This is a genomic window from Maricaulis sp. ABE4_448, from assembly GCF_056160825.1.
In genome coordinates this window covers 112,090-130,976 of sequence record NZ_JBSWXX010000003.1, presented here as the reverse complement: position 1 = coordinate 130,976, position 18,887 = coordinate 112,090, and the positions used below count along the sequence as shown (strand labels likewise).

General features: G+C 64.8%; 24 protein-coding genes. 10 read left to right on the top strand and 14 right to left on the bottom strand.

Annotated features, from left to right (window positions below):
- Positions 1 to 18: 18 nt before the first annotated feature.
- Positions 19 to 1,467, bottom strand: coding sequence for an alpha/beta fold hydrolase (locus ACXAJV_RS09700; RefSeq protein WP_475084716.1), 1,449 nt, complete (start codon positions 1,465 to 1,467; stop codon positions 19 to 21).
- Positions 1,468 to 1,601: 134 nt separating this feature from the next.
- Between ACXAJV_RS09700 and ACXAJV_RS09695 the strand changes: the two genes are divergently transcribed.
- Positions 1,602 to 3,128, top strand: coding sequence for a LytTR family DNA-binding domain-containing protein (locus ACXAJV_RS09695; RefSeq protein WP_475084713.1), 1,527 nt, complete (start codon positions 1,602 to 1,604; stop codon positions 3,126 to 3,128).
- A gap of 21 nt (positions 3,129 to 3,149) precedes the next feature.
- On the opposite strand, the gene ACXAJV_RS09690 is transcribed toward ACXAJV_RS09695, so the two are convergent.
- The 4 genes from ACXAJV_RS09690 to ACXAJV_RS09675 all read right to left on the bottom strand — a co-directional run bounded on the left by ACXAJV_RS09690 (position 3,150) and on the right by ACXAJV_RS09675 (position 5,471).
- The gene (locus tag ACXAJV_RS09690; protein WP_475084710.1) at positions 3,150 to 3,725 is read right to left on the bottom strand and encodes a 2'-5' RNA ligase family protein; all 576 of its coding nucleotides are present in this window, start codon (positions 3,723 to 3,725) and stop codon (positions 3,150 to 3,152) included.
- Between the two features lie 87 nt (positions 3,726 to 3,812).
- Complete coding sequence (locus ACXAJV_RS09685) at positions 3,813 to 4,022, bottom strand: SlyX family protein (RefSeq protein WP_348508596.1); 210 nt, start codon at positions 4,020 to 4,022, stop codon at positions 3,813 to 3,815.
- Positions 4,023 to 4,132: 110 nt separating this feature from the next.
- On the bottom strand, positions 4,133 to 4,633 hold the full coding sequence (locus ACXAJV_RS09680; protein WP_475084706.1) for a DUF2938 domain-containing protein: 501 nt from the start codon (positions 4,631 to 4,633) through the stop codon (positions 4,133 to 4,135).
- Positions 4,626 to 5,471, bottom strand: coding sequence for a class I SAM-dependent methyltransferase (locus tag ACXAJV_RS09675; protein WP_475084703.1), 846 nt, complete (start codon positions 5,469 to 5,471; stop codon positions 4,626 to 4,628). Before ACXAJV_RS09675 ends, ACXAJV_RS09680 begins: the two co-directional genes overlap by 8 nt.
- A 75-nt stretch (positions 5,472 to 5,546) precedes the next feature.
- Here ACXAJV_RS09675 and ACXAJV_RS09670 point away from each other — a divergent pair, with 75 nt between their 5' ends.
- On the top strand, positions 5,547 to 6,011 hold the full coding sequence (locus ACXAJV_RS09670) for a helix-turn-helix domain-containing protein (RefSeq protein ID WP_475084701.1): 465 nt from the start codon (positions 5,547 to 5,549) through the stop codon (positions 6,009 to 6,011).
- A gap of 29 nt (positions 6,012 to 6,040) precedes the next feature.
- Positions 6,041 to 6,520: a glutathione peroxidase gene (locus ACXAJV_RS09665; RefSeq protein WP_475084698.1), complete on the top strand. Its 480-nt coding sequence runs from the start codon at positions 6,041 to 6,043 to the stop codon at positions 6,518 to 6,520.
- Here the strand turns inward: ACXAJV_RS09665 and ACXAJV_RS09660 are convergent.
- Positions 6,517 to 7,206 carry a glutathione S-transferase family protein gene (locus tag ACXAJV_RS09660; protein WP_475084696.1) on the bottom strand — a complete coding sequence of 230 codons (690 nt, stop codon included), beginning with the start codon at positions 7,204 to 7,206 and terminating at the stop codon, positions 6,517 to 6,519. The genes ACXAJV_RS09665 and ACXAJV_RS09660 overlap by 4 nt on opposite strands.
- Entirely contained in the window at positions 7,203 to 7,583 is a 381-nt protein-coding gene (locus ACXAJV_RS09655) for a VOC family protein (protein WP_475084695.1), read from the bottom strand. Before ACXAJV_RS09655 ends, ACXAJV_RS09660 begins: the two co-directional genes overlap by 4 nt.
- Positions 7,584 to 7,685: 102 nt before the next feature.
- Here ACXAJV_RS09655 and ACXAJV_RS09650 point away from each other — a divergent pair, with 102 nt between their 5' ends.
- Positions 7,686 to 8,597 carry a LysR family transcriptional regulator gene (locus ACXAJV_RS09650; protein WP_475084694.1) on the top strand — a complete coding sequence of 304 codons (912 nt, stop codon included), beginning with the start codon at positions 7,686 to 7,688 and terminating at the stop codon, positions 8,595 to 8,597.
- Between the two features lie 20 nt (positions 8,598 to 8,617).
- Here ACXAJV_RS09650 and ACXAJV_RS09645 read toward each other — a convergent pair whose 3' ends face one another.
- The 3 genes from ACXAJV_RS09645 to ACXAJV_RS09635 form a co-directional block, all read right to left on the bottom strand.
- Positions 8,618 to 9,094: a nuclear transport factor 2 family protein gene (locus tag ACXAJV_RS09645; protein ID WP_475084692.1), complete on the bottom strand. Its 477-nt coding sequence runs from the start codon at positions 9,092 to 9,094 to the stop codon at positions 8,618 to 8,620.
- Positions 9,091 to 9,732 carry a pyridoxamine 5'-phosphate oxidase family protein gene (locus tag ACXAJV_RS09640; protein ID WP_475084690.1) on the bottom strand — a complete coding sequence of 214 codons (642 nt, stop codon included), beginning with the start codon at positions 9,730 to 9,732 and terminating at the stop codon, positions 9,091 to 9,093. Before ACXAJV_RS09640 ends, ACXAJV_RS09645 begins: the two co-directional genes overlap by 4 nt.
- Positions 9,733 to 9,800: 68 nt before the next feature.
- On the bottom strand, positions 9,801 to 10,346 hold the full coding sequence (locus ACXAJV_RS09635) for a carboxymuconolactone decarboxylase family protein (RefSeq protein ID WP_475084688.1): 546 nt from the start codon (positions 10,344 to 10,346) through the stop codon (positions 9,801 to 9,803).
- Positions 10,347 to 10,470: 124 nt separating this feature from the next.
- Here ACXAJV_RS09635 and ACXAJV_RS09630 point away from each other — a divergent pair, with 124 nt between their 5' ends.
- On the top strand, positions 10,471 to 11,376 hold the full coding sequence (locus ACXAJV_RS09630) for a LysR family transcriptional regulator (RefSeq protein ID WP_475084686.1): 906 nt from the start codon (positions 10,471 to 10,473) through the stop codon (positions 11,374 to 11,376).
- Between the two features lie 6 nt (positions 11,377 to 11,382).
- On the opposite strand, the gene ACXAJV_RS09625 is transcribed toward ACXAJV_RS09630, so the two are convergent.
- Positions 11,383 to 12,081, bottom strand: coding sequence for a helix-turn-helix transcriptional regulator (locus ACXAJV_RS09625; protein WP_475084683.1), 699 nt, complete (start codon positions 12,079 to 12,081; stop codon positions 11,383 to 11,385).
- 72 nt (positions 12,082 to 12,153) lie between these two features.
- Between ACXAJV_RS09625 and ACXAJV_RS09620 the strand changes: the two genes are divergently transcribed.
- The gene (locus tag ACXAJV_RS09620) at positions 12,154 to 12,759 is read left to right on the top strand and encodes a glutathione S-transferase family protein (protein ID WP_475084680.1); all 606 of its coding nucleotides are present in this window, start codon (positions 12,154 to 12,156) and stop codon (positions 12,757 to 12,759) included.
- On the opposite strand, the gene ACXAJV_RS09615 is transcribed toward ACXAJV_RS09620, so the two are convergent.
- Together ACXAJV_RS09615 and ACXAJV_RS09610 are read right to left on the bottom strand one after the other, a co-directional pair.
- On the bottom strand, positions 12,756 to 12,980 hold the full coding sequence (locus ACXAJV_RS09615) for a hypothetical protein (RefSeq protein WP_475084678.1): 225 nt from the start codon (positions 12,978 to 12,980) through the stop codon (positions 12,756 to 12,758). The genes ACXAJV_RS09620 and ACXAJV_RS09615 overlap by 4 nt on opposite strands.
- 113 nt (positions 12,981 to 13,093) lie before the next feature.
- Positions 13,094 to 13,303 (bottom strand): cold-shock protein, encoded by a 210-nt coding sequence (locus ACXAJV_RS09610; protein WP_475084676.1) that lies wholly within the window; start codon positions 13,301 to 13,303, stop codon positions 13,094 to 13,096.
- 479 nt (positions 13,304 to 13,782) lie between these two features.
- Here ACXAJV_RS09610 and ACXAJV_RS09605 point away from each other — a divergent pair, with 479 nt between their 5' ends.
- Positions 13,783 to 14,649 carry a DUF4437 domain-containing protein gene (locus tag ACXAJV_RS09605; RefSeq protein ID WP_475084673.1) on the top strand — a complete coding sequence of 289 codons (867 nt, stop codon included), beginning with the start codon at positions 13,783 to 13,785 and terminating at the stop codon, positions 14,647 to 14,649.
- 97 nt (positions 14,650 to 14,746) lie between these two features.
- On the opposite strand, the gene guaA is transcribed toward ACXAJV_RS09605, so the two are convergent.
- Positions 14,747 to 16,321: a glutamine-hydrolyzing GMP synthase gene (guaA, locus tag ACXAJV_RS09600; protein ID WP_475084670.1), complete on the bottom strand. Its 1,575-nt coding sequence runs from the start codon at positions 16,319 to 16,321 to the stop codon at positions 14,747 to 14,749.
- A gap of 233 nt (positions 16,322 to 16,554) precedes the next feature.
- On the opposite strand from guaA, the gene ACXAJV_RS09595 reads away from it, so the two are divergent.
- From ACXAJV_RS09595 to ACXAJV_RS09585, 3 genes are all read left to right on the top strand, one after another.
- Positions 16,555 to 17,151, top strand: a complete 597-nt coding sequence (locus ACXAJV_RS09595) for a YceI family protein (protein ID WP_475084667.1) — start codon at positions 16,555 to 16,557, stop codon at positions 17,149 to 17,151.
- Between the two features lie 101 nt (positions 17,152 to 17,252).
- A complete protein-coding gene (locus ACXAJV_RS09590) occupies positions 17,253 to 18,050 on the top strand; it encodes a sulfotransferase family protein (RefSeq protein WP_475084665.1) in 798 nt (265 codons plus the stop codon).
- On the top strand, positions 18,043 to 18,885 hold the full coding sequence (locus ACXAJV_RS09585) for a sulfotransferase family protein (RefSeq protein ID WP_475084663.1): 843 nt from the start codon (positions 18,043 to 18,045) through the stop codon (positions 18,883 to 18,885). Before ACXAJV_RS09590 ends, ACXAJV_RS09585 begins: the two co-directional genes overlap by 8 nt.
- The last annotated feature ends 2 nt before the right edge of the window (positions 18,886 to 18,887 follow it).

The window sequence follows — 18,887 nt, the reverse complement described above, 5'->3', positions numbered from 1 at the left end:
GTCGAGGGTCAGTCCCGCCTAGAAGGGCAGTTCGGTGAAGTCGGGAAGATCGACAATGATCTCTTCGGTTCCTACTGGCTCACCGCGCATAAAGCGGTGCATGACATCGTGTACCTCTGCCGAAGTCATGAAGAGATTATGCCCGGCATTGTGCACGATGACCTGGGCTACATCGGAAAGGCCGACCACGGCCGCCGCCTGACCTTCGGGATAGGTCCGCCCGTCGAGGGTTCCGGTAAGCAGCAGGACCGGCGTGTCACCGACCGGTGCCGTTCGGAAGTCATCACCCAGATCAAACCCGTTCCAGGCGCCGCGGATCTGCGGCATGGGATGGTTCAGATACGGGCCGACAAGACCGGTTTCGGCCTGGCGTTCGAATTCCTCCAGACGCGCATTGCCGACACCCGAGGCCAGATCCATGGCCGTCGGCATGGCACTCAGCGAGACCGGCTCGCCCGGCGTGTGGAAGCGTTGCAGAAGTCCGATGGCCAGCCCGGTTTCGCCGGCATCGAGTGTCGCATAGAGCGCCAGCAGGATCGCGGCGTATTGCGGGTCGGAGATCAGGCCGGAACTCATTTCCTGCATGTGACGCCGCTGCAGAAGAACGGACGCCACCGAACCATCCTGCTGCGGGATATCCAGCAGGACCGGCTCGGCCTCCAGGCGCGCATGCACCCGGCGCATCATGCCGGCAATATCGGGATAGCGGGCCGCGGCGTGCGGCTGGCTGTCCACGGCCGCCTGCAGGCGTGCGAAATACGCGTCGGTATGGGCGGGCATCTTCACCGTCTGGTCGAGACCTTCAGCACTGGCGATGATCACGCGGTCGATCTCGTCCGGGATATCCTTCAGCGCCGCCAGGGCCAGATGGCTGCCATAGGAGATGCCCCACAGCGTGACGGTGTCAGCGCCCAGATGCGCACGCAGGTCTGAAATATCGTGCACGCTTTCGCGCGTCGTATAGCCCTCGATGGCGACACCCTCACCGCGCCAGAACGTACCGCATTCCTCGACGGCCTGCCGGTAGGCATCGCCATATTCGGCGTCAGACACCGGCTCGGTCTCGGACACCTGGACCGAGGAGACACAGCGTGGCAGGCGGGTCGAGTCGCCCGTGCCGCGCTGATCGAAGGCGATGACATCGCCATGCTGGCGCATCGCCATGAACAGTTCGAAGCGCGGCCCTTCTGCCGTCCCGCTACCCGAACCGCCCGGCCCACCGGCCAGATAGACGATCGGCGGTCCGTCGGCATCGCCGGTCGCGGGGAAACGGACATAGGACAGCGTGATCATGCGGCTGCCGGGATCCGACCGGTCTTCGGGCACCTGGAACGAGCCGCGCAGGGCATCGACACTGTCGCCGGACCGGGCCGTGAAGGTGATCGGGTCCTCGGCACTTGCCGCCGGGATCACCGGCAGCGCCATGGCAAGACCGGCAATGACAAGAAGGGATCGGATGGGTGGCATGGGGTTACCTCTGGAGCTGTTTCACCCTCATCCTCGGGCGCCTTGCACCACCACACACGCCGCGATCTGTGAACGGTCGTGACCGGCCTGCAAACGGCATCGGCCTTCGCCCGGCGGTGCGCTAGACTGGGTGAATGAAAACCGTTTGCGTCCTTCTCGCCGCTATCATGGCCTGCCTGATCATGTGTGTTCCCGCACAGGCGCAGCCCGGCGTCCATGTCGACACGGTGAATGTGCAGGTCTGCCCCGTTGAAGATCCGGACCGGATCCCCGACTTCTCCGGAGCGGACTGCCAGACCATGCCGCTATGGTCCGTCGATCCGCAAGGCCGGCATCTCTGGGTGCAGGCGCGACTGATCCTGAATCCAGAAAACCTCGACGGCCCCGGCCCGTTCGGACTGCAGGTGCTTGCCAAGGCCTCCAGCGAAGTCTGGATCAATGGCGCATATCTGGGCGCCAATGGCCGCCCCGCCGGCACGCGCAACGCGGAAATTCCCGGCCGGATGGACAATGTGATCTATGTCCCCCGAGCTCTTGTGGAGGAAGGTGAGAACACGGTCGTGCTTCGCCTGTCTGCCCAGCATGGTTTTATCCGGCTTGCAGCGCCGATGCATCGCGTCGCCTTCGGTCCCTACCGGAACCCGGGCCAGAGGATGATCCTGGCCTACTGGCCATCCCTGATCACATTCGGCGCCTTCGCGATCGGCTGCCTGTTCTTTGGCGTCACGGCCCTGCGCGGCGAAGACCGTGAAGGCTCGGCCATCCTCTCGGCGGCCTCGCTGTTCGCCGCAGTCCAGTTGCTGGCCGAAGTCTCACGCTCGCTCTATCCCTATCCCTACCCCGTGCACGAGATCCGGCTGGTAACGATCCTCGCCTGTGCCTTCGGTTTCGGGTTGTGCCTGAACGCCTACCTCTTGCTGCGCCTGAGCCGGCTGGGCGCCAGGGCACGCATGCTCTGCCTTGCCGGACTGGCAGCCATCATGGTCATGATCGTGATCCTTGTGAGCGGTTTCGATGGCAAGACCGGCTACGCCCTTCTGGCCGCTGTATCGGCCGGAATCGCCGGCAGTGTCATCTGGACCATCCGCAAACGCCCCGGAGCGCCGGCCTATCTCGCGCTTTTCTGCGCATTCGCAGCGCTCATGATCTTTTTCCCGGCCGACTTCATCGACACCTATTTCTACCTCGCGGCCGGCGGCATGCTGGCCGTTCTCTTCTACCACCAGGCACTGACCCTCATCGGTGAGCGCCAGCGCCGGCAGGCCGAGGAGCGACGCGCGCGACAGCTCGAAACGGCCTTGGCCGAAGCGCGCCAGCGAACAGCACCGGCACAGCTGCAGCTGGTCAGCGCGGGACGCGTGGACTACGTGCCCACGGACCGGATCGTTCAGCTCAAGGGGGCCGGAGATTACGTCGAAGTCCACCATGATGATGGGCGCACAGCGCTCTACAACGGGTCCCTCGGAGCTCTGGAGACGGAACTGCCGGAAACCTTCCTGCGCGTTCACCGCTCGCACATCGTCAACACCGCTTTCGTCAGCGCACTCGAGCGCGACGCCTCCGGTGTCGGCCGGCTGCTGCTGACCCAGGGGAGCGAGGTGCCGGTGAGCCGCCGCATCATGCCGAAGGTCAGGAGTGCTCTCGCTTCGCCTGCGGACTAGCCTGGCGTCCGATTGGATCCCTCAGCCGGCCTTGAGCGGCCAGCGGTCGAGAATGACATGCTTCGTCTGACCGAGCAGGCTGTGCACCAGCACGAACTCGCCCGCAGTCCAGGCAACAGGACCGACGGGATGGGGCACGATCATCGCGTCGTCGTACAGCAGTGTGACATGCGGAAGATACGGGCCGGCCTTGCGGCCCAGCCCCGTGCCCATCATGGCCTGCGCCAGCGTTCGCTGGAACGCCGTCACCGGTGTTTCGCTCTCGCTCGACTGCAGCACGAAGGGCCGGTTGCCGGGTCGGCCGGAGAAACTGCCCGCCCGGTCGAAATGCGGACGGAAGGCAGGTGCGGCCACCCGGTCCCCGGCCTGCCGCGCCTTGGCAACCAGATCGGCGGGCAGACCCGCGTAATCGCCCAGATGGGTCAGGGTGATGTGGAAGCGCTCCGGCGAGAGCGGCCGACCGGTGAAGCCATGCCTGTCGCGCAGTTCCACCGCCAGCGCTGCAATCTGTTCGGCTGTGCCCGGATCGGGGAAAAGAGCAAAGAAGAGCCGGTCCGTCGTGCGGACCGGATCCAGGAGGCTCAGCTGTTCGGACATGGCGGGCTCCGGCGACTCGGCATTGCGCCAGCCTCACGGCATGGCAGGGGCGAGGTCAAGCCGGAGCGCCCGGCCTCCCGGACGGGTTCAATAGTGCGGCGGCGGTGCGTTGTCCGGAAGCGGCGCCTGATCCTCCAGCGTCGCGACACGGGACATCAGCTTGTCGAGCCGGCGTTCAAGCCGGCGAATGTCCTCACGCTGGGCCAGCACGACCTCGTTGAGCTCCTCGATCGTGCGATCCTGGTGCGCGATATGAGACTCGAGACTGTCGATGCGGGCGGCCTGGCTGTCGATCATGATCAGTCTTTCGGAGACGATGGCTTGAATACCCTCACCCTATGCTGCGTTGAGCCCCGCCAGAACAGTCTTGTACACCTTCTCAAAACCGGATCTGACGGGGCGCCTCCTCACAACACCAGGCTCACGACGACTGCAGACAGATAAAGCCCCAGTCCGAACACGGCATGGGTCGCCAGGCTGTGGAAACGGGCACGGCCCGGCGCCGGGGTACGGCTGGCCGCGATGCCCGCCCCAAGCGCCGGCTGCATGACCAGAAACGGAAACAGCACCGTCACCAGCCCGACAATGAGGGCCGGCGCCAAAGACGGCGCTTCGATCCAGCTTTGCCCCCGGATCGCCAGAAGCCCCGCGGCAAAGGCGATGCCGGTCACATAGTGTGCGACCCAGCCCAACACCCGCTCACCTCTCACAGGTGATGCTGCGGCAATGGACCGGTGCGCAAACCGCCCCCGCGGCATGTGGCCGATCCAGCGGCCCAGCAGCGCATAATCCAGCGAGGCGACACCCCACAAGCGCGCCTTCACGACGCCCCAGATATCCATGACCACCGTTGCCCCGCACCCGATCAGAACGGCAGCAATCGACAACTCGATAGCGGGATCAGACATTCTCGCCTCCGATCGCCCAGCACGCTGCCGTAAAGCGAACCAGACCTCCGGCGGTATACGGCCCGTATGCGGAACGCGCGGCCTCGATCACCGCCGCACGACGATCCGTATCGAGTTCAGGCAGGAGCCGTCCGAGCGGGCCGAGCCGCGTCAGCCATGTCTCCAGCGTGTCCTCAGGCAGAGAACAGGCGACATCGAGTGGCGCCATGGAAACGCCGGACCAGCCGCTGTCGCGAAGGATCCCGCGCACATGGTTTTCGTCAGAAAAGGCGAATTGCCCGGTCGGCTGGAGCGCCGCAGCGAGATGCTCCGGCAACAAGGGCCGCACCGCGGCCTCCGCGACCGTCATGAAGGGATTTTCCGCCGGGTCGCGCCAGGCGATGACGGCCAGCTGTGCGCCCGCCACACTCGCCCGCCGCAGATTGGCGAAGGCGCGCACCGGATCGCGGAAGAACATCACGCCGAAGCGCGACACGATCCGGTCATACCGGGCAACGCCGAGCGGATGATCCTCGGCATCCGCACAGATGAAATCCGCTTTCGATCCCGACATCGCTGCACGTTTGCGGGCCAGATCGACCATCGGTTCAGAGATGTCGATCCCGGTACAGCTGCCGGCATCGCGCAAACGTTCCGCCAGAGCCAGCGTGGTTGCACCGGTGCCGCAGCCAACGTCGAGGACATGGCGTGCGCCCTGCTCCAGACAGCCCGTCACGATGACATCCTCGAAGCGCTTGAACATGCCGTCCAGCAGCACCTGGGCCTCCACCCAGTTCTGCCCGGCAATGCCGTTCCATATCTCCTTAGCCGTGGGCGGATTTGCCTGTCTGGCGCTCATATCAGTCTCCTTTTGCCTTGCCGGAAAGCGGCGGAAGGCGCAGGCTGCCACCTCAAGTCAACTTGAGGTCAAGCGATGAAAGACCTGGATACTGCAGAACTCGCCCGGCTGACCGGACTGCCCGCCTCGACCCTGCGCTATTACGAGGAAAAGGGGCTGATCGTGTCGATCGGCCGGCGCGGCCTGAAGCGCCTGTTCGACCCGTCTGTCGTCGACCGGCTGTCCCTGATTGCTCTGGGCCGCGCGGCCGGCTTCTCGCTGGACGAGATCGGCGGCATGTTCGCACCCGACGGCGAACCGCGGATCGACCGCGGCCGGCTGACGGAGAAAGCGGAGGATATTGACCGGACAATCGGCCAGCTGGCAGCCATGCGTGACGGACTTCGTCACGCCGCGGAATGCCGCGCGCCGACCCATATGGAATGTCCGACCTTCAGGCGCCTGATGCGGGCTGCCACGAAGGGCGTTCTTGACCGCACACCGGTGCAGGTCCCTGCGCACGGCCGGCATCGACGGCAGGGTGTGACTCGTGAACAATAGGCTCCGAACCGTCTTGAGGAGGCTTGCGCATGACCACGATCTACGACTTCAACGCCACCGACATCGCCGGTGAGGAAGTCTCGCTCACCGGCTATCGCGGCAAGGTGCTGCTGATCGTCAACACCGCCTCGAAATGCGGTTTCACCCCCCAGTATGAAGGCTTGGAAACCCTCTACCGGGACCTGCGCGACAAGGGGCTGGTCGTGCTCGGCTTCCCCTGCAACCAGTTCGGCAAGCAGGAGCCGGGCGATGCCGAGGAAATCGCGAATTTCTGCAAGCTGACCTATGATGTCGATTTCCCGATGTTCGCCAAGATCGACGTCAACGGCCCGCAGGCACACCCGCTCTACGAATACCTCAAATCCGAAGCCCGCGGCCTGATGGGTTCGAAAGCCATCAAGTGGAATTTCACCAAATTCCTCGTCGGCCGCGAAGGCAATGTGGTCAAACGTTTCGGCCCCCAGGAGACCCCGGAAGGACTGCGCGGCGCAGTCGAGGCTCTGCTCTAGTCAAGGGCTACCCCCATAGGTGCGAGACGTTTGGCGGCGAGACTGGAACGCCCGGCAATCAGCGCGATGAGTTCGGCCTCGAATGTTTCCGGTACACATTGACGGACCGAGGCCCGCATCTGCACACGCTGCCACCAGCCAGCCCATCGCGGAACCCAGTGCTCAGCCGTTGGAGGCATCCCCAGCCGGCCGAACACCGGCAGATAGCGGAATATCGTCACATAGACGGCATCCAGCAGCCCGAACCGCTCGCCGCCAAGATAGGGCGCCGGCAAAACATGTTCCGAAACGCGGGTCAGCCCGTCACTCAGCGCCTTGAGCGATGCGTGCATTACCGCTTCGGTTTGGTCGCGATAGATGATCTGCGCAATGATGCGGAGCAAGTCGTCGCCGACGCGCATCCAGGCGTCCGCCCGGGCCCGGTCCAGAGCCTCGACCGGAGACAGCTGTCCGCCGGAAACGATGTCGATGTAGAGCGCGATCGATGCCGATTCGAAGAGCCAGGCATCCTCTCCCACCTGCAAGACCGGAACCGTACCGCCCGGCGAGACCCTGCCCAGCCAGTCGGGTTTGCGGTCCAGCTCGATATCGTCCCGGCGATAGTCGAGCCCCGTCTCACGCAAGGCCATGTCGACGCGTTGCACGTAAGGGCAGAGCCGGTGACCGATGAGTGTCAGGGCGGTCATGTCGACGCAGCGTCTTCCAGCGCGTGAAAGTTCAGCTTGTGGCCGTCCAGATCCCGGAAATAGGCCGCGTAGAACCCCTCGGCCCGGAAGCCCGGCGCCCCCTCATCCGTGCCGCCCAGCTCCAGAGCGCGGGCGTGGAGGCGTTTTACCGTGTCTGCATCGGCCACCTGCAGCGCGATCATGACACCATTGCCAACCGAGAAGGGCTGTCCGTCGGCCGGGCGATGCAGGGAAAAACCGGCACCGGCCCCATTGGACCAGACAATGAAGTCCTCGGTCTCCATGAGCCGCGAGGCGTTCAACTCGGTCAGAAGCCGGTCGTAGAATCTGGCAGCCGGCGCAAGATTGTCCGTGCCCAGTGTGATGTAGCCAATCATCTGATTATCCCGTGAGATTGCGATGACCGGTCTTTAGCGCCTTGCTATTCCGACAAAAATAGACACTTTTGGAAGCTGATATTGCAAAATTGAAATGAAATCATGGACTGGAACGCGCTGCGCATCTTTCTCGCCGTAAGTGAAACGGGCTCCCTGGTGGCGGCCGCACCGCGCGCGGGCGTCAGCCATGCGACCGTGTTTCGCCATATCAACGCCCTGGAAGCGGATATGGGCACGCGGCTGTTCGACAGGGCCCGCGGACGCTACGCCCTGACCGAAGCGGGCCAGGAATTACAGGCGCTGGCCCGGGAGATCGCCCGCGGCTTCGAGGCGATCGACCGGCGTGTCGCCGGACGCGATGGCGAGGCCGAGGGGCTGGTGCGCATCACCGCTCCGCGCAGTTTTGCCGATCGGGAATTGGCACGCTATCTGACAGATCTGCGCCGCGAATGCCCGGGCATTGCCGTGGAAATCGTGACCTCCAACCACGTCCTCGACCTGTCCGACCGCTCCGCCGACATCGCCCTTCGCGTTGCCGACTCGCCGCCGGACCATCTGTGGGGGCGCCGCCTCCTGTCGATCGGCTGGTCGGTCTATGCCTCGCCGGACTGGCGCCGGACCTGCGGGCCGGCCACAGACCTTTCGGAGCTACCCGGGCAAACCCTCCTGGCCCCGGCGGGTACGCTGGCCGGCCATCCAGCTTATCGGGCCGCACAGGCAGCCGGGGGCCGCTGGGATACGATCGGATCCGACGATCTGACCACGCTGGCCAGCCTGGCCGCACACGGACACGGCGCGGCCCTGTTACCGGACGATCTGGCGCTTCCGGGACTGGAGCGCTGCTTCGGCTTTGCAGCCGCACCGCCCAATACGCTCTGGCTGCTGACCCATCCGGATCTGCGTGACATTCGCCGTATCGCCCTGGTCATGGGCGCCCTGGCCAAGGCGTTTTCGCGCGATCCGCGCTGGAAAAGCGGTGGCGTACAGCCCCGGCCAGCCCCGGACATCGCGTAGCCGGCAGACCGCACGCGTGCTCACAATCCCAGCTCGCTCAGTCCGGGATGATCGTCCGGGCGGCGGCCCTGCTCCCAATGGAATTTGCGGTCGGCCTCGCGGATCGGTGCGTCATTGATGCTGGCAATACGGCGCCGCATCAGCCCGTCCGGGGCAAACTCCCAGTTTTCATTGCCGTAGGCGCGATACCAGCTGCCGCAATCGTCGCGCCATTCATAGGCGAAACGCACGGCGATGCGATTGGCCTGGAATGCCCAGATCTCCTTGATCAGGCGGTAGTCATGCTCGCGTTTCCACTTGCCGGTCAGGAAGGCGACGATCTCTGCGCGGCCGGTGAGAAAGATCTCGCGATTGCGCCACTCACTGTCGGGCGTATAGGCCAGCGAGACGCGTTCGGGGTCGCGCGAATTCCAGGCATCCTCGGCCAGGCGGACCTTCTCGGCAGCCGCCTTGAACGTGGTGAAGGGCGGGACCGGCGGGCGAATGATCGGGGTCATTGTCCACACTCCCGATTGCCCGCAAGGGCGAGCTCGGCGCGCAGGCGCGCATTCTCATCCTCGAGACCTGCCAGGCGTTCACGCACCCCGCGCATGGTCTCGATGATCTCCGCCTCGGTGAAGCGCGGCGTGATGTGCTGCGGGCAATTCCAGTCGAAGGCGGCAAGGTGCAGCAGCACGATGCGCTCCGGCCGCGCGCGATAGTCCGGGGTCAGGACCTCGCCAGCGAGGTCACTGTCCGGTCCGGACGGCAAAAGCTCGACGGTGGCGAAGATCTTGAGGCGTGCCTGGTTGGCATAATCCATCAGGATGAGCGCGACGCGGGCATTCGCCCGGGCATTGCCGGTGGAGATGTATTGCCGGTTCCCGCGATAATCGGCGAAGGCCAGCGTGCGCTCGTCGAGCACGGTGAGAAAGCCCGCCGGGCCGCCGCGATGCTGAACATAGGGCCAGCCGGTCTCGGACACGGTGGCCATGTAGAAACTGTCGCGCGCCGCGATGAAATCCATCTCGTTGCGCCCGAACCGGTCGAAGGCGCGATCGCCCTCGAACCGTTCCCAGACATGGGCACTGCCCATCTCCGCCTGCATCGCACGCACGCTGGGCGTGGTCGCAATATCGAGAAATCCGTAGCTCATGGCGAAGCTCCTGTCCTGGCCGCCGCAAAAGAACGGGCGAGCCGGCAAACCGGCCCGCCCGCTCGCCATCAGGCCGCTTCCGCAGCGCTGACGACGGGGAAATCGATATCCGTCTGGGCGACGATATTGATGAGGTTGGTGAAGACGTTCTCGGCAGCGACGGCAACGATCTCGACGATCTGGCCGTTGGAGTAGCCGGCATCGCGCAGCTCGGCGATATCGATATCGGAGACCTGGCCGCGCTCGCGCACCACTTTCGCGGCGAAGCGGACCGCGATATCGGCCTTGGCATCACCGGACTGGCCGCGGCGATTGCGGTCGATCTCTTCCGGCGTGAGCTTGGCCAGGTTCAGGCCGAGATAGGTGTGGGCCGACAGGCAGTAGTCGCAGCCATTAATCTGGGCCACGGCCAGAGCGATGCGTTCGCGGGTCTTCACATCGAGCGTCTTCGCCAGAGCGCCATTATTGCCAGCGAAGCCTTCCAGCGCCGCCGGGCTGGAGGCGACCAGGCGGAACATGTTCGGCACGGTACCGAGTTGTTTGTGGACGGCATTGAGGATCGGCTTGGACGCTTCCGGTGCGGAATCGAGATCGGGGATCGGCAGACGGGACATGTTTTCTCCTTCGGGGTCGGTGCGATCCATCGCGGATCGCGTCTTGCCGGGGAGAAATAGGCATTTCACCGGGAACGATAATCCGCTACCCATGGAAACATATTTTCCAATTTATGGAATAATTATGGACCGCCTCAAAGCCATGTCGATCCTGGTTCAGGTCGTCGACGGCGGAAGCTTCTCCGCCGCGAGCCGCACGCTGGGAATCCCCCTGGCAACAGTGAGCCGGCAGGTGACCGAGCTGGAAACCCATCTGGGAACCCGCCTTCTGACCCGCACCACGCGCAAGCTCGCTCTGACAGACGCAGGGGTCGCCTATCTCGCCTCGGCCCGCCGCGTCCTGGAGGATATCGACGAAGCGGAGCGCACAGCGGCAGGCGAGTTCCACACGCCGCGCGGCGCGCTGAACCTGACCGCGCCGGTCTGTTTCGGGCGGCTGCACACCTTGCCCGTCGTCAGGGACTTCCTTGCCGCCTATCCGCAGATCAGCGTCGGCCTGACCCTATCCGACCGGAATTTGCATTTGATGGAAGAGCACATCGACATGGCCGTCCGGATCGGTGCCCTGCCCGACAGCTCCATGGTCGCGACCCGTATCGGATCAGTGCGGACGGTTCTCGTCGCCAGCCCGCAACTGCTCGCTGCTCATGGCACGCCGAAAACGCCCGACGACATTGCGGCCCTGCCGGGCGTACACTTCGATGTCCTCTCACCGGGCGGCCGCTGGAGCCTGACGCCGCCCGGCAGCAAGCCGGTCGATATCGCCTGCCAGCCCCGGCTCACCGTTTCTGCCGCCGACGCCGCCGTGTGGGCAGCAAGCGAGGGCATCGGCGTGACCCGGGTGCTCAGCTATCAGTGCGCGGACGCCGTCCGCGACGGCTCGCTGCGAATCCTGATGGAAGACTTCGAGCCCGCCCCCCTGCCCGTGCATCTCATCCATGCCAGCCGCGGGGCCCTGCCGACGAAGATGCGTGTCTTCCTCGATTTCGCCAAAGCTGCCCTGAAAGATCGGCTCACAGCCATTGCCTGACCGGTCTCATGACAGGGCCAGCTGCTTGCGCCTCACCGCAACATAGTCTCGCAGCAGGCCCGCGCGGCGCGGCCGGAAGCTTTCGCCACCGCGTTCCAAGCCTTCAATGCGCGGTACGTGGAAGATTCGGTAATCCAGCCGCAGGCGGCAATGCGCCAGCAGCATCAGCGTCCCCTCGCCATAGGACACCCCCAGCGGCCAGATTTCGCGCTCGGTGCGGTTATTCCCGAGATCCCGATAGGTCATGACGAGCGAGAACTCGTCCCAGCAGGCCTGGCGCAGCAGGTCCATGTCGATGGCGACCGGCGGGCGTGTGTCGGCAGGGAACCAGGCGCGCATCGCCGAATGCATCGCCTGGCGCGACTGGGCATCCGGCAGCGTGGCAATGATCCGCGCCAGCGCATCCTTGCCCGCGGTCGTCAGCGTATCGTCGCCGATCCGTTCCAGCGATCCCACGGCCAGCATCAGCGCCTCGATTTCCAGACGCGAAAAGCTCTGTGGCGGCAGGGCCGGGTCCTCGGTCAGCGTGTAGCCAACCCCTGCCGCCCCGTCGATCAGGGCCCCGCCGGCGCGCAGCGTGGCGATATCACGATAGAGCTGGCGCAGGGAGACCCCGGTCTCGTCCGCCAGCCGTGCGGCCGTCACCGGAGACGGCAGGCGCCGCATCGTGTCCATCAGACGCATCAGACGGTCTGTGCGGGCCATTCTCGCTCCTGCCGTAAACTGTCAGCAGGACCTGTGTATGACGCCGTCATCGCCAGACAAAGGAAAAACCCCATGCCCACGCTCTATCATTCTCCGATGAGCCGCTCCTCCGGCATCGTCACCCTGATCGATGAACTCGGCGCCGATGTCGAAATCCAGGAGGTGACCGTCGCACGCCAGGACGGAGCCGGCGGCCCCGATCCGGCCAATCCGCATCCGGAAAAGAAAGTGCCCTATCTGGTAGACGGCGCGGAAGCCGTGCGCGAGCGCGGTGCCATCACGCTCTATCTCACCGACAAGTATCCGGAAGCCGGGCTCGGCCCGATCGAGGGCGAGCCTGGGCGCGGTGCCTACCTGTCCTGGCTGTTCTACTATCAGGGGGTGATGGAGCCGGTTTTCATCCTGCACGCAGCCGGCCTCTCGCATCCGATGATGACCGCCAGCCTGCGCGACATGGATGCAATGCTCGCGCGCCTCACCGAGGCGCTGGAGAACGGACCTTATCTGCTCGGCGAGCAATATTCCGCCGCCGACCTTTTGTGCTCCAGCCCGTTCCAGTGGTTCTCCGACCTTTTGCCGGACCATCCGGAAATCCGCGACTGGGTCGCCCGGTGTGCCGACCGGCCTGCGGTAAAGCGGACGCTGGAACGGGATGCTGCGGCGCTGCAGCCAGGTTAGGACTTCGCGCGGCGCGGACTGCGGCGCTTGACCGGTTCCGGCGCCGGCTGGCTGGCCTCGCGGGCCAGGCGTGCTGCACGCAGCTTGTTGGTGAGAGCCGTGCGCGCATCATGCTCTTCCTTGAGGTGCTCACGGACCGTGGCGTCGGTGATGTCGGCCTTCGACTTTGACGTCGGCGATTTCAGCTTGAAGAGGCCGTCGGCCTCGGTTCTGTGGACCATGAGAGCGGTCTCCTTCGAACAGGTCTTGAAAACGACAAAGGCCGGGCAGATGCCCGGCCTTTGCATTTGCCGATCCAGCGCGCTGGCATCCAGCCGCCGGATGCGCTGCCAGCCTAGACGGCCTGCAGGTTGTCAGCGGCGCTCTTGCCCGAACGCTTGTCCTGGACAACGTCGAAGCTGACCTTCTGGCCTTCCGAGAGCGGCGGCATGCCGGCACGCTCGACGGCAGAGGCGTGGACGAAGACGTCCGTGGAGCCATCTTCCGGAGCGATGAAGCCGAAACCTTTGGTGGTATTGAAGAATTTAACGGTACCAATAGCCATGACGAGATCCTTTCAATCAGTCACGTGTAGGTGGGCCCGGCCGACCGTGTGCCGACAGATACCCGGAGTGTCGAAATTGGGAGGAAAAGCGTCAGGGGGGCGAAAAACCGTGCCCGGAAGTTTCGTCATTCAAATTCGATGACGGTCTTATGCGCCGAAACTGTGTTTGAAACAAGGCAGGACCGGCGTCTGTGAACAAATTGGCGCCCTCAACACTGTTATTGCTGCCCAAACCGGACCCCGGACTGACACCCGGATAGGCGCCGGCCGCTTTCGAGCCAGGCCGGGCATGGCCGACCCAATCGCCCCCAATAGCGGCTTCACGGCCCGAACTTTCTCGAGAAACAAGAAACAGAATACCCCATTCGCCCGGTAGTACGCGGCTCCATGGCAGCGCAAACCCGCACCAGAACCTGCTCGACGGTCTTGTCCGGGAGCGGGCAGCCTCCCTGCCCGTCAGCGAAAGAGAAATGATGGCTATGAAACGCGTTTATCCGGTTGTTGGCACCGCCCTGCTTGCGCTCCTGGGCGGGTGCGGGCCCGACACCACATCGCCCTATTCCCGGGCACAGATCGACAGCGTCGCGGTCATCACGCCGGATCAGGTCAACTATGAGCCCCTCAACCCCGCACGGGGCGACGCCAGCCCCCGTGCGGGTGTTCTGTGGGGCGACATTCGCGAGGACGTGCCGTCGGGCGTGCTGCTTCAGTTCGCCGAAGGCTTCTCCTCCCCTCCCCACATCCACAACATCACCTATCGAGCGGTCGTGATCAGCGGAGCGGTCCACAATGACGACCCTGGTGCGGAAAACATGTGGATGGGCCCCGGCACCTTCTGGACCCAGCCAGCGGGAGAGGTTCACATCACGTCCGCACGCCCGGGACTCGGCGCCACCGCGTTTCTGGAAATCCTCGAGGGCCCGTACCTCGTTCAACCGGGAGAGCAGGCATTTGACAACGGGGAGCGACCACTCAACCTCGTGGAGTCCAACCTTGTCTGGATGAATGCGAACGATTTCGAATGGATCTCTGCCGACGGCGACAATGAGTCAGGCCCGCAGGGCGTGTTTCTTTGGGGAAGTTCGGCAACAGACGAGCTCAGCGGCTCGCTCATTCGGCTCCCTCGCGGTCACACGTCAAGCCTGTCGACGCAAAGCGGAGACCTGAAAGCCGTCATGATTGCCGGTGAAGTGATCCATTCGGTAGCAGGTGCAACTGCGCCCGTTGCAGTCGGTCCGGGCGGACATTTTGCCTCCCGGGAAGACATCAGCCACAGCCTCGAATGCCATTCGTCCGAGCCGTGCCTGATCTATCTGAGGACCGAGGGCCAGTATCGAATCCGCTAGCAGGCGCGCCGTGCCCGTCCCGGCCACCCGCTCCTTGCCGGTATGCAGCTTATGGGACGGGCGAAGCAGGCCAGGCCCGCTTTGCTGAGGATGCCTCCTACTCCCACTCAATCGTCCCCGGCGGCTTGGAGGTGACGTCGTAGACGACCCGGTTCACGCCGCGGCATTCATTGATGATGCGGGTGGCGACGCGGCCGAGGAAGTCGTGTTCGAACGGATAGTAGTCGGCCGTCATGCCGTCGACCGACGTCACCGCGCGCAGGGCCAGGACGTGGTCATAGGTGCGCTCATCGCCCATCACGCCAACGGTGCGCACCGGCAGCAGCACCGAGAAAGCCTGCCAGATCTTGTCATAGAGGCCAGCCTTGCGGATCTCGTCGATATAGATCGCGTCGGCCTTGCGCAGGATGTCGGCCTTTTCCTTGGAGACGGCGCCGGGGATGCGGATCGCCAAGCCCGGCCCCGGGAAGGGATGCCGTCCGACAAAGGCTTCCGGCAGGCCCAGCTCGCGGCCAAGCGCACGCACCTCGTCCTTGAACAGTTCGCGCAGCGGTTCGACCAGCTGCATGTTCATGCGCTCCGGCAGGCCGCCGACATTATGGTGCGACTTGATGGTGACCGAGGGACCGCCATCGAAGCTGACGCTTTCGATGACATCGGGATAGAGCGTGCCCTGGGCGAGGAAGTCGGCGCCGCCGGCCTCTTTCGCCTTGGCCTCGAAGACGTCGATGAAGAGCTTGCCGATCGTCTTGCGCTTCTTTTCCGGATCGTCGATGCCGTCGAGCGCCTCGAGGAAGAGCTTCTCCTCGTCGGCATGGACGAGCGGGATGTTGTAGTGCTCGCGGAACAGGGTCACCACCTCGTCCGCCTCGCCCAGACGCATCAGGCCGGTATCCACGAAGACGCAGGTCAGCTGGTCGCCGATCGCCTCGTGCAGCAGCACGGCGACGACCGAACTGTCGACCCCGCCGGAGAGGCCGCAGATCACTTTCTTGTCGCCCACCTGGGCGCGCACCTTGGCGATCGCCTCGTCCTTGAAGGACTTCATCGACCAGTCGCCGGTCAGGCCGGCTATCGTGTGGGTGAAGTTGCGCAGCAGGGCTGCACCGCGCGGCGTGTGCACGACTTCCGGGTGGAATTGCACACCATAGAAACGACGGTTCTCGTCGGCGATGGCGGCAAACGGGGCATGGCCCGATTTCGCGATCACCTTGAAGCCGGGCGGCAGGGCCGAAACGCGGTCGCCATGGCTCATCCAGACGCGTTCCTCGTGACCGACCGGACCGAAGCCCTCGAACAGCGGGCTGTCCTCGATGAGGGTGATGTCGGCGCGGCCGAACTCGCGATCGTCCGAAGCTTCCACCGCCCCGCCCAGCTGGGCGCACATGGTCTGCTCGCCATAGCAGATGCCCAGCACCGGCAGGCCGCGGGTAAAGACGCTGTCATCGGCGCGCGGGGAATTATCCCAGTGCGTCGAGTGCGGCGAGCCGGACAGGATGATCGCCTTCGGGTCGAAATCGTCGATGAAGGCGGTGTCGGCACGGTTGTAGGGGTGGACCTCGCAATAGACGCCGCTCTCGCGCACGCGGCGGGCGATCAGCTGGGTCACCTGGCTACCGAAATCGATGATCAGGAGTTTCTGGTGGTTCTGGTCGATAATGTCGTCGGTCATGCGCGCACGGGCCTGCAGGCGCAGGCCTCCCGGAGGTCAAATTGTGAGGAAAGGGCCGAGTCGAGGTTCAGCATGCGGCCGGATAGCGCGTAACGGGCCAAATGGCTAGAGGGCACGGGCGCCCCGTATGCAACCGGCCAGATGTTTTCCCGGCGCCCGTTCCGGTTTCCCTTGATCCCGGCCCCGGGGAACTTCACCTATAGGGCGCCCGTACTTGCAATCTGGAGACTCCCATGCGCCGGTTTCGCCACGCCCTTCTTCCCGCCGCTCTCATCCTCGCGGCCTGCGCCCAGCCCGCGGCTCAGGGCAATGACTGGCAACTCGACAGCGAAACCTCCTCGGTCGGCTTCGTCTCCATCAAGTCCGGTGAAATTGCCGAGGCGCACCACTTCACCAATCTAACGGGCTCCGTTGCGGAAGACGGTACCGCCGAACTCCTGATCGCGCTGGACAGTGTGGAAACCGGCATCGATATCCGCAATGAGCGCATGCGGGAGCATTTCTTCCAGACCGGCGAATATCCGCGGGCCCGGCTGACCGCCCAGATCGATCTGGCGGCCCTGACCGGCCTGGAACCGGGCCAGCGCACCACCCTGCCGCTGCAAGGCACGCTGGAACTGCACGGTGTCAGCCTGCCGGTCGAGACCGAGGTTAACGTGACCGATCTCAACGGCGAACGCGTGCTGGTGGAGACCGCGCAACCGGTGCTGCTCCATGTCGATGATTTCGGCCTGACCGACGGTCTCGCCACACTTCGGGACCTGGCCGGCCTGCCCTCGATCACACCGGTGGCCCCGGTGACGGCATCACTGGTGTTCGAGCGGAGGTAATTGCATTACATACCCGTAATACATTGAAATAGTTTAACTTAAAAGACAGGCACGCGTCATCGTAGACATCCCACTCTCGTCACAGCGAGGGATGCGGCGCCATGCAATACGCAGTTGGGAAATCTCCGATTTTCATCGGTGGTGCGCCGCGCTCCGGCACCACGCTCCTGCGCGCCATCGTCAATGCCAGCCGCAATATCGTCTGCGGGCCGGAGATGCGCGTTATCCCGGCGCTGTGCCATCTGGCACAACAGATCGAGACGTCCCATCTCGACGTGCTGACAGCAGACTACGGCCTGGACGCTGATGCACTGAACGCCCGCTTCGCACAGACCATCGACACTCTGCTATCCCCTCTGCACTCGCGCACCGGTGCCCGCGTCGCCGAGAAGACGCCGGCCAATATCCTGCATTTCCGCCAGTTGCGCCGGCTTTTCCCGGACAGCCCGCTGATCGGGATTGTGCGCGACGGACGCGATGTCGTGGCCTCGCTCCTGTCCATGGACTGGCGTGACAATCAGGGCCGCCCGATGGCGATCACGCAGGATGCCGGTGCCGCCGCCGAACTCTGGGTTCGCAGTGTCGAATCCGGCGCCCGGATGCATGACGATCCGAACTATATGGAACTGCGCTACGAACATCTGGCGACCGATCCGGAACGCGAGATCGGCCGCCTGTTCGACAAGCTGGGCGAAAACGATGCCGCCAAGGCGCGCGCAATCGACCATGCCCGCCATTTCGACCGCACGGCCGGCCAGTCGGAATCCAGCGCCGAACGCGTCGCCCAGCCGATCGACGCCTCGGCGATCGGCCGCTGGCAGCGCGATCTCGATGACCGCCAGCTGGCACAGATCGACGCCGTTGCCGGCCGCGTCCTGCGTACGCTCGGCTATGCCTGAGCCGGCTGACCCCGCCCCCGGCGACGGTCAGCGCCTGGTCTTTGCCGGCGGCTGCCCGCGCTCCGGCCTCACCCTCCTGCGCCGGCTGGTCGAGCCGCACAGCCGCATCCATTGCGGACCGGATACCGGCCTGCCCCCGGCCATCGCCATGCAATGGCAGACCTTCGCCAGCCAGCTGGGCGATCTGCACGCGCGCGATTTCGGTCTTCAGGCCGACGACATGCGCCAGGCCATGGCAGACCTGCTGACGGGTCTGTTCGAAGTGCCGCTGGCGGCTGACCCGCGCCGCGTGCTGATCGAGAAGACCTCTCTCAACATCGCCGCGTTCGAACAGCTCGGACGCCTGCTGCCGCACGCGAAGTTCATCCATGTCGTGCGCGACGGGCGCGATGTGGCCGCATCGCTGCTCGAGCGCGACTGGCGCGATGCCAACGGCCAGGCCTATCCCCATGTCAGCCGGCCCGATGCCGCCTTGAAATACTGGTTCGACCTCACAGGGATCGGCCTGCGCGCCGAACAGGCCCTGGCTGGCCGGATCCACCGGGTGCGCTATGAGGATCTGGTCAAACGCCCCAAGGCCACGCTGACCGCGCTGACGGCCTTCCTCGGCTTGGGCTATGAACCCGCCATGCTCCACTTCGCCGGCCGGCCTGTGGAGCTCAAAGGGCTGGAACGCGACAGCCTGCCCCTGATCAATTCGGCCCTGACCCAGCGCCGTATCGGCGCCGGCGCGGCGCTGGACGCTCTGGCATCACCGGCGATCCGGGGCCGGCTGGACACGCTGGGCTATGCAGCGGCACCGGCTCCCGGACGCCGCCGGAAGGTGCGCGGCTAGTG

What these genes read in the sequence shown, in the direction of transcription:
- guaA (WP_475084670.1), bottom strand. Translation starts at nt 16,321, where the DNA reads ATGACCGACGACATTATCGACCAGAACCACCAGAAACTCCTGATCATC.
- ACXAJV_RS09610 (WP_475084676.1), bottom strand. Translation starts at nt 13,303, where the DNA reads ATGGCTATTGGTACCGTTAAATTCTTCAATACCACCAAAGGTTTCGGC.
- ACXAJV_RS09650 (WP_475084694.1), top strand. Translation starts at nt 7,686, where the DNA reads ATGGACTGGAACGCGCTGCGCATCTTTCTCGCCGTAAGTGAAACGGGC.
- ACXAJV_RS09640 (WP_475084690.1), bottom strand. Translation starts at nt 9,732, where the DNA reads ATGAGCTACGGATTTCTCGATATTGCGACCACGCCCAGCGTGCGTGCG.
- ACXAJV_RS09655 (WP_475084695.1), bottom strand. Translation starts at nt 7,583, where the DNA reads ATGATTGGCTACATCACACTGGGCACGGACAATCTTGCGCCGGCTGCC.
- ACXAJV_RS09585 (WP_475084663.1), top strand. Translation starts at nt 18,043, where the DNA reads ATGCCTGAGCCGGCTGACCCCGCCCCCGGCGACGGTCAGCGCCTGGTC.
- ACXAJV_RS09625 (WP_475084683.1), bottom strand. Translation starts at nt 12,081, where the DNA reads ATGGCCCGCACAGACCGTCTGATGCGTCTGATGGACACGATGCGGCGC.
- ACXAJV_RS09615 (WP_475084678.1), bottom strand. Translation starts at nt 12,980, where the DNA reads ATGGTCCACAGAACCGAGGCCGACGGCCTCTTCAAGCTGAAATCGCCG.
- ACXAJV_RS09605 (WP_475084673.1), top strand. Translation starts at nt 13,783, where the DNA reads ATGAAACGCGTTTATCCGGTTGTTGGCACCGCCCTGCTTGCGCTCCTG.
- ACXAJV_RS09700 (WP_475084716.1), bottom strand. Translation starts at nt 1,467, where the DNA reads ATGCCACCCATCCGATCCCTTCTTGTCATTGCCGGTCTTGCCATGGCG.
- ACXAJV_RS09645 (WP_475084692.1), bottom strand. Translation starts at nt 9,094, where the DNA reads ATGACCCCGATCATTCGCCCGCCGGTCCCGCCCTTCACCACGTTCAAG.
- ACXAJV_RS09685 (WP_348508596.1), bottom strand. Translation starts at nt 4,022, where the DNA reads ATGATCGACAGCCAGGCCGCCCGCATCGACAGTCTCGAGTCTCATATC.
- ACXAJV_RS09660 (WP_475084696.1), bottom strand. Translation starts at nt 7,206, where the DNA reads ATGACCGCCCTGACACTCATCGGTCACCGGCTCTGCCCTTACGTGCAA.
- ACXAJV_RS09695 (WP_475084713.1), top strand. Translation starts at nt 1,602, where the DNA reads ATGAAAACCGTTTGCGTCCTTCTCGCCGCTATCATGGCCTGCCTGATC.
- ACXAJV_RS09680 (WP_475084706.1), bottom strand. Translation starts at nt 4,633, where the DNA reads ATGTCTGATCCCGCTATCGAGTTGTCGATTGCTGCCGTTCTGATCGGG.
- ACXAJV_RS09590 (WP_475084665.1), top strand. Translation starts at nt 17,253, where the DNA reads ATGCAATACGCAGTTGGGAAATCTCCGATTTTCATCGGTGGTGCGCCG.
- ACXAJV_RS09595 (WP_475084667.1), top strand. Translation starts at nt 16,555, where the DNA reads ATGCGCCGGTTTCGCCACGCCCTTCTTCCCGCCGCTCTCATCCTCGCG.
- ACXAJV_RS09690 (WP_475084710.1), bottom strand. Translation starts at nt 3,725, where the DNA reads ATGTCCGAACAGCTGAGCCTCCTGGATCCGGTCCGCACGACGGACCGG.
- ACXAJV_RS09630 (WP_475084686.1), top strand. Translation starts at nt 10,471, where the DNA reads ATGGACCGCCTCAAAGCCATGTCGATCCTGGTTCAGGTCGTCGACGGC.
- ACXAJV_RS09665 (WP_475084698.1), top strand. Translation starts at nt 6,041, where the DNA reads ATGACCACGATCTACGACTTCAACGCCACCGACATCGCCGGTGAGGAA.
- ACXAJV_RS09675 (WP_475084703.1), bottom strand. Translation starts at nt 5,471, where the DNA reads ATGAGCGCCAGACAGGCAAATCCGCCCACGGCTAAGGAGATATGGAAC.
- ACXAJV_RS09635 (WP_475084688.1), bottom strand. Translation starts at nt 10,346, where the DNA reads ATGTCCCGTCTGCCGATCCCCGATCTCGATTCCGCACCGGAAGCGTCC.
- ACXAJV_RS09620 (WP_475084680.1), top strand. Translation starts at nt 12,154, where the DNA reads ATGCCCACGCTCTATCATTCTCCGATGAGCCGCTCCTCCGGCATCGTC.
- ACXAJV_RS09670 (WP_475084701.1), top strand. Translation starts at nt 5,547, where the DNA reads ATGAAAGACCTGGATACTGCAGAACTCGCCCGGCTGACCGGACTGCCC.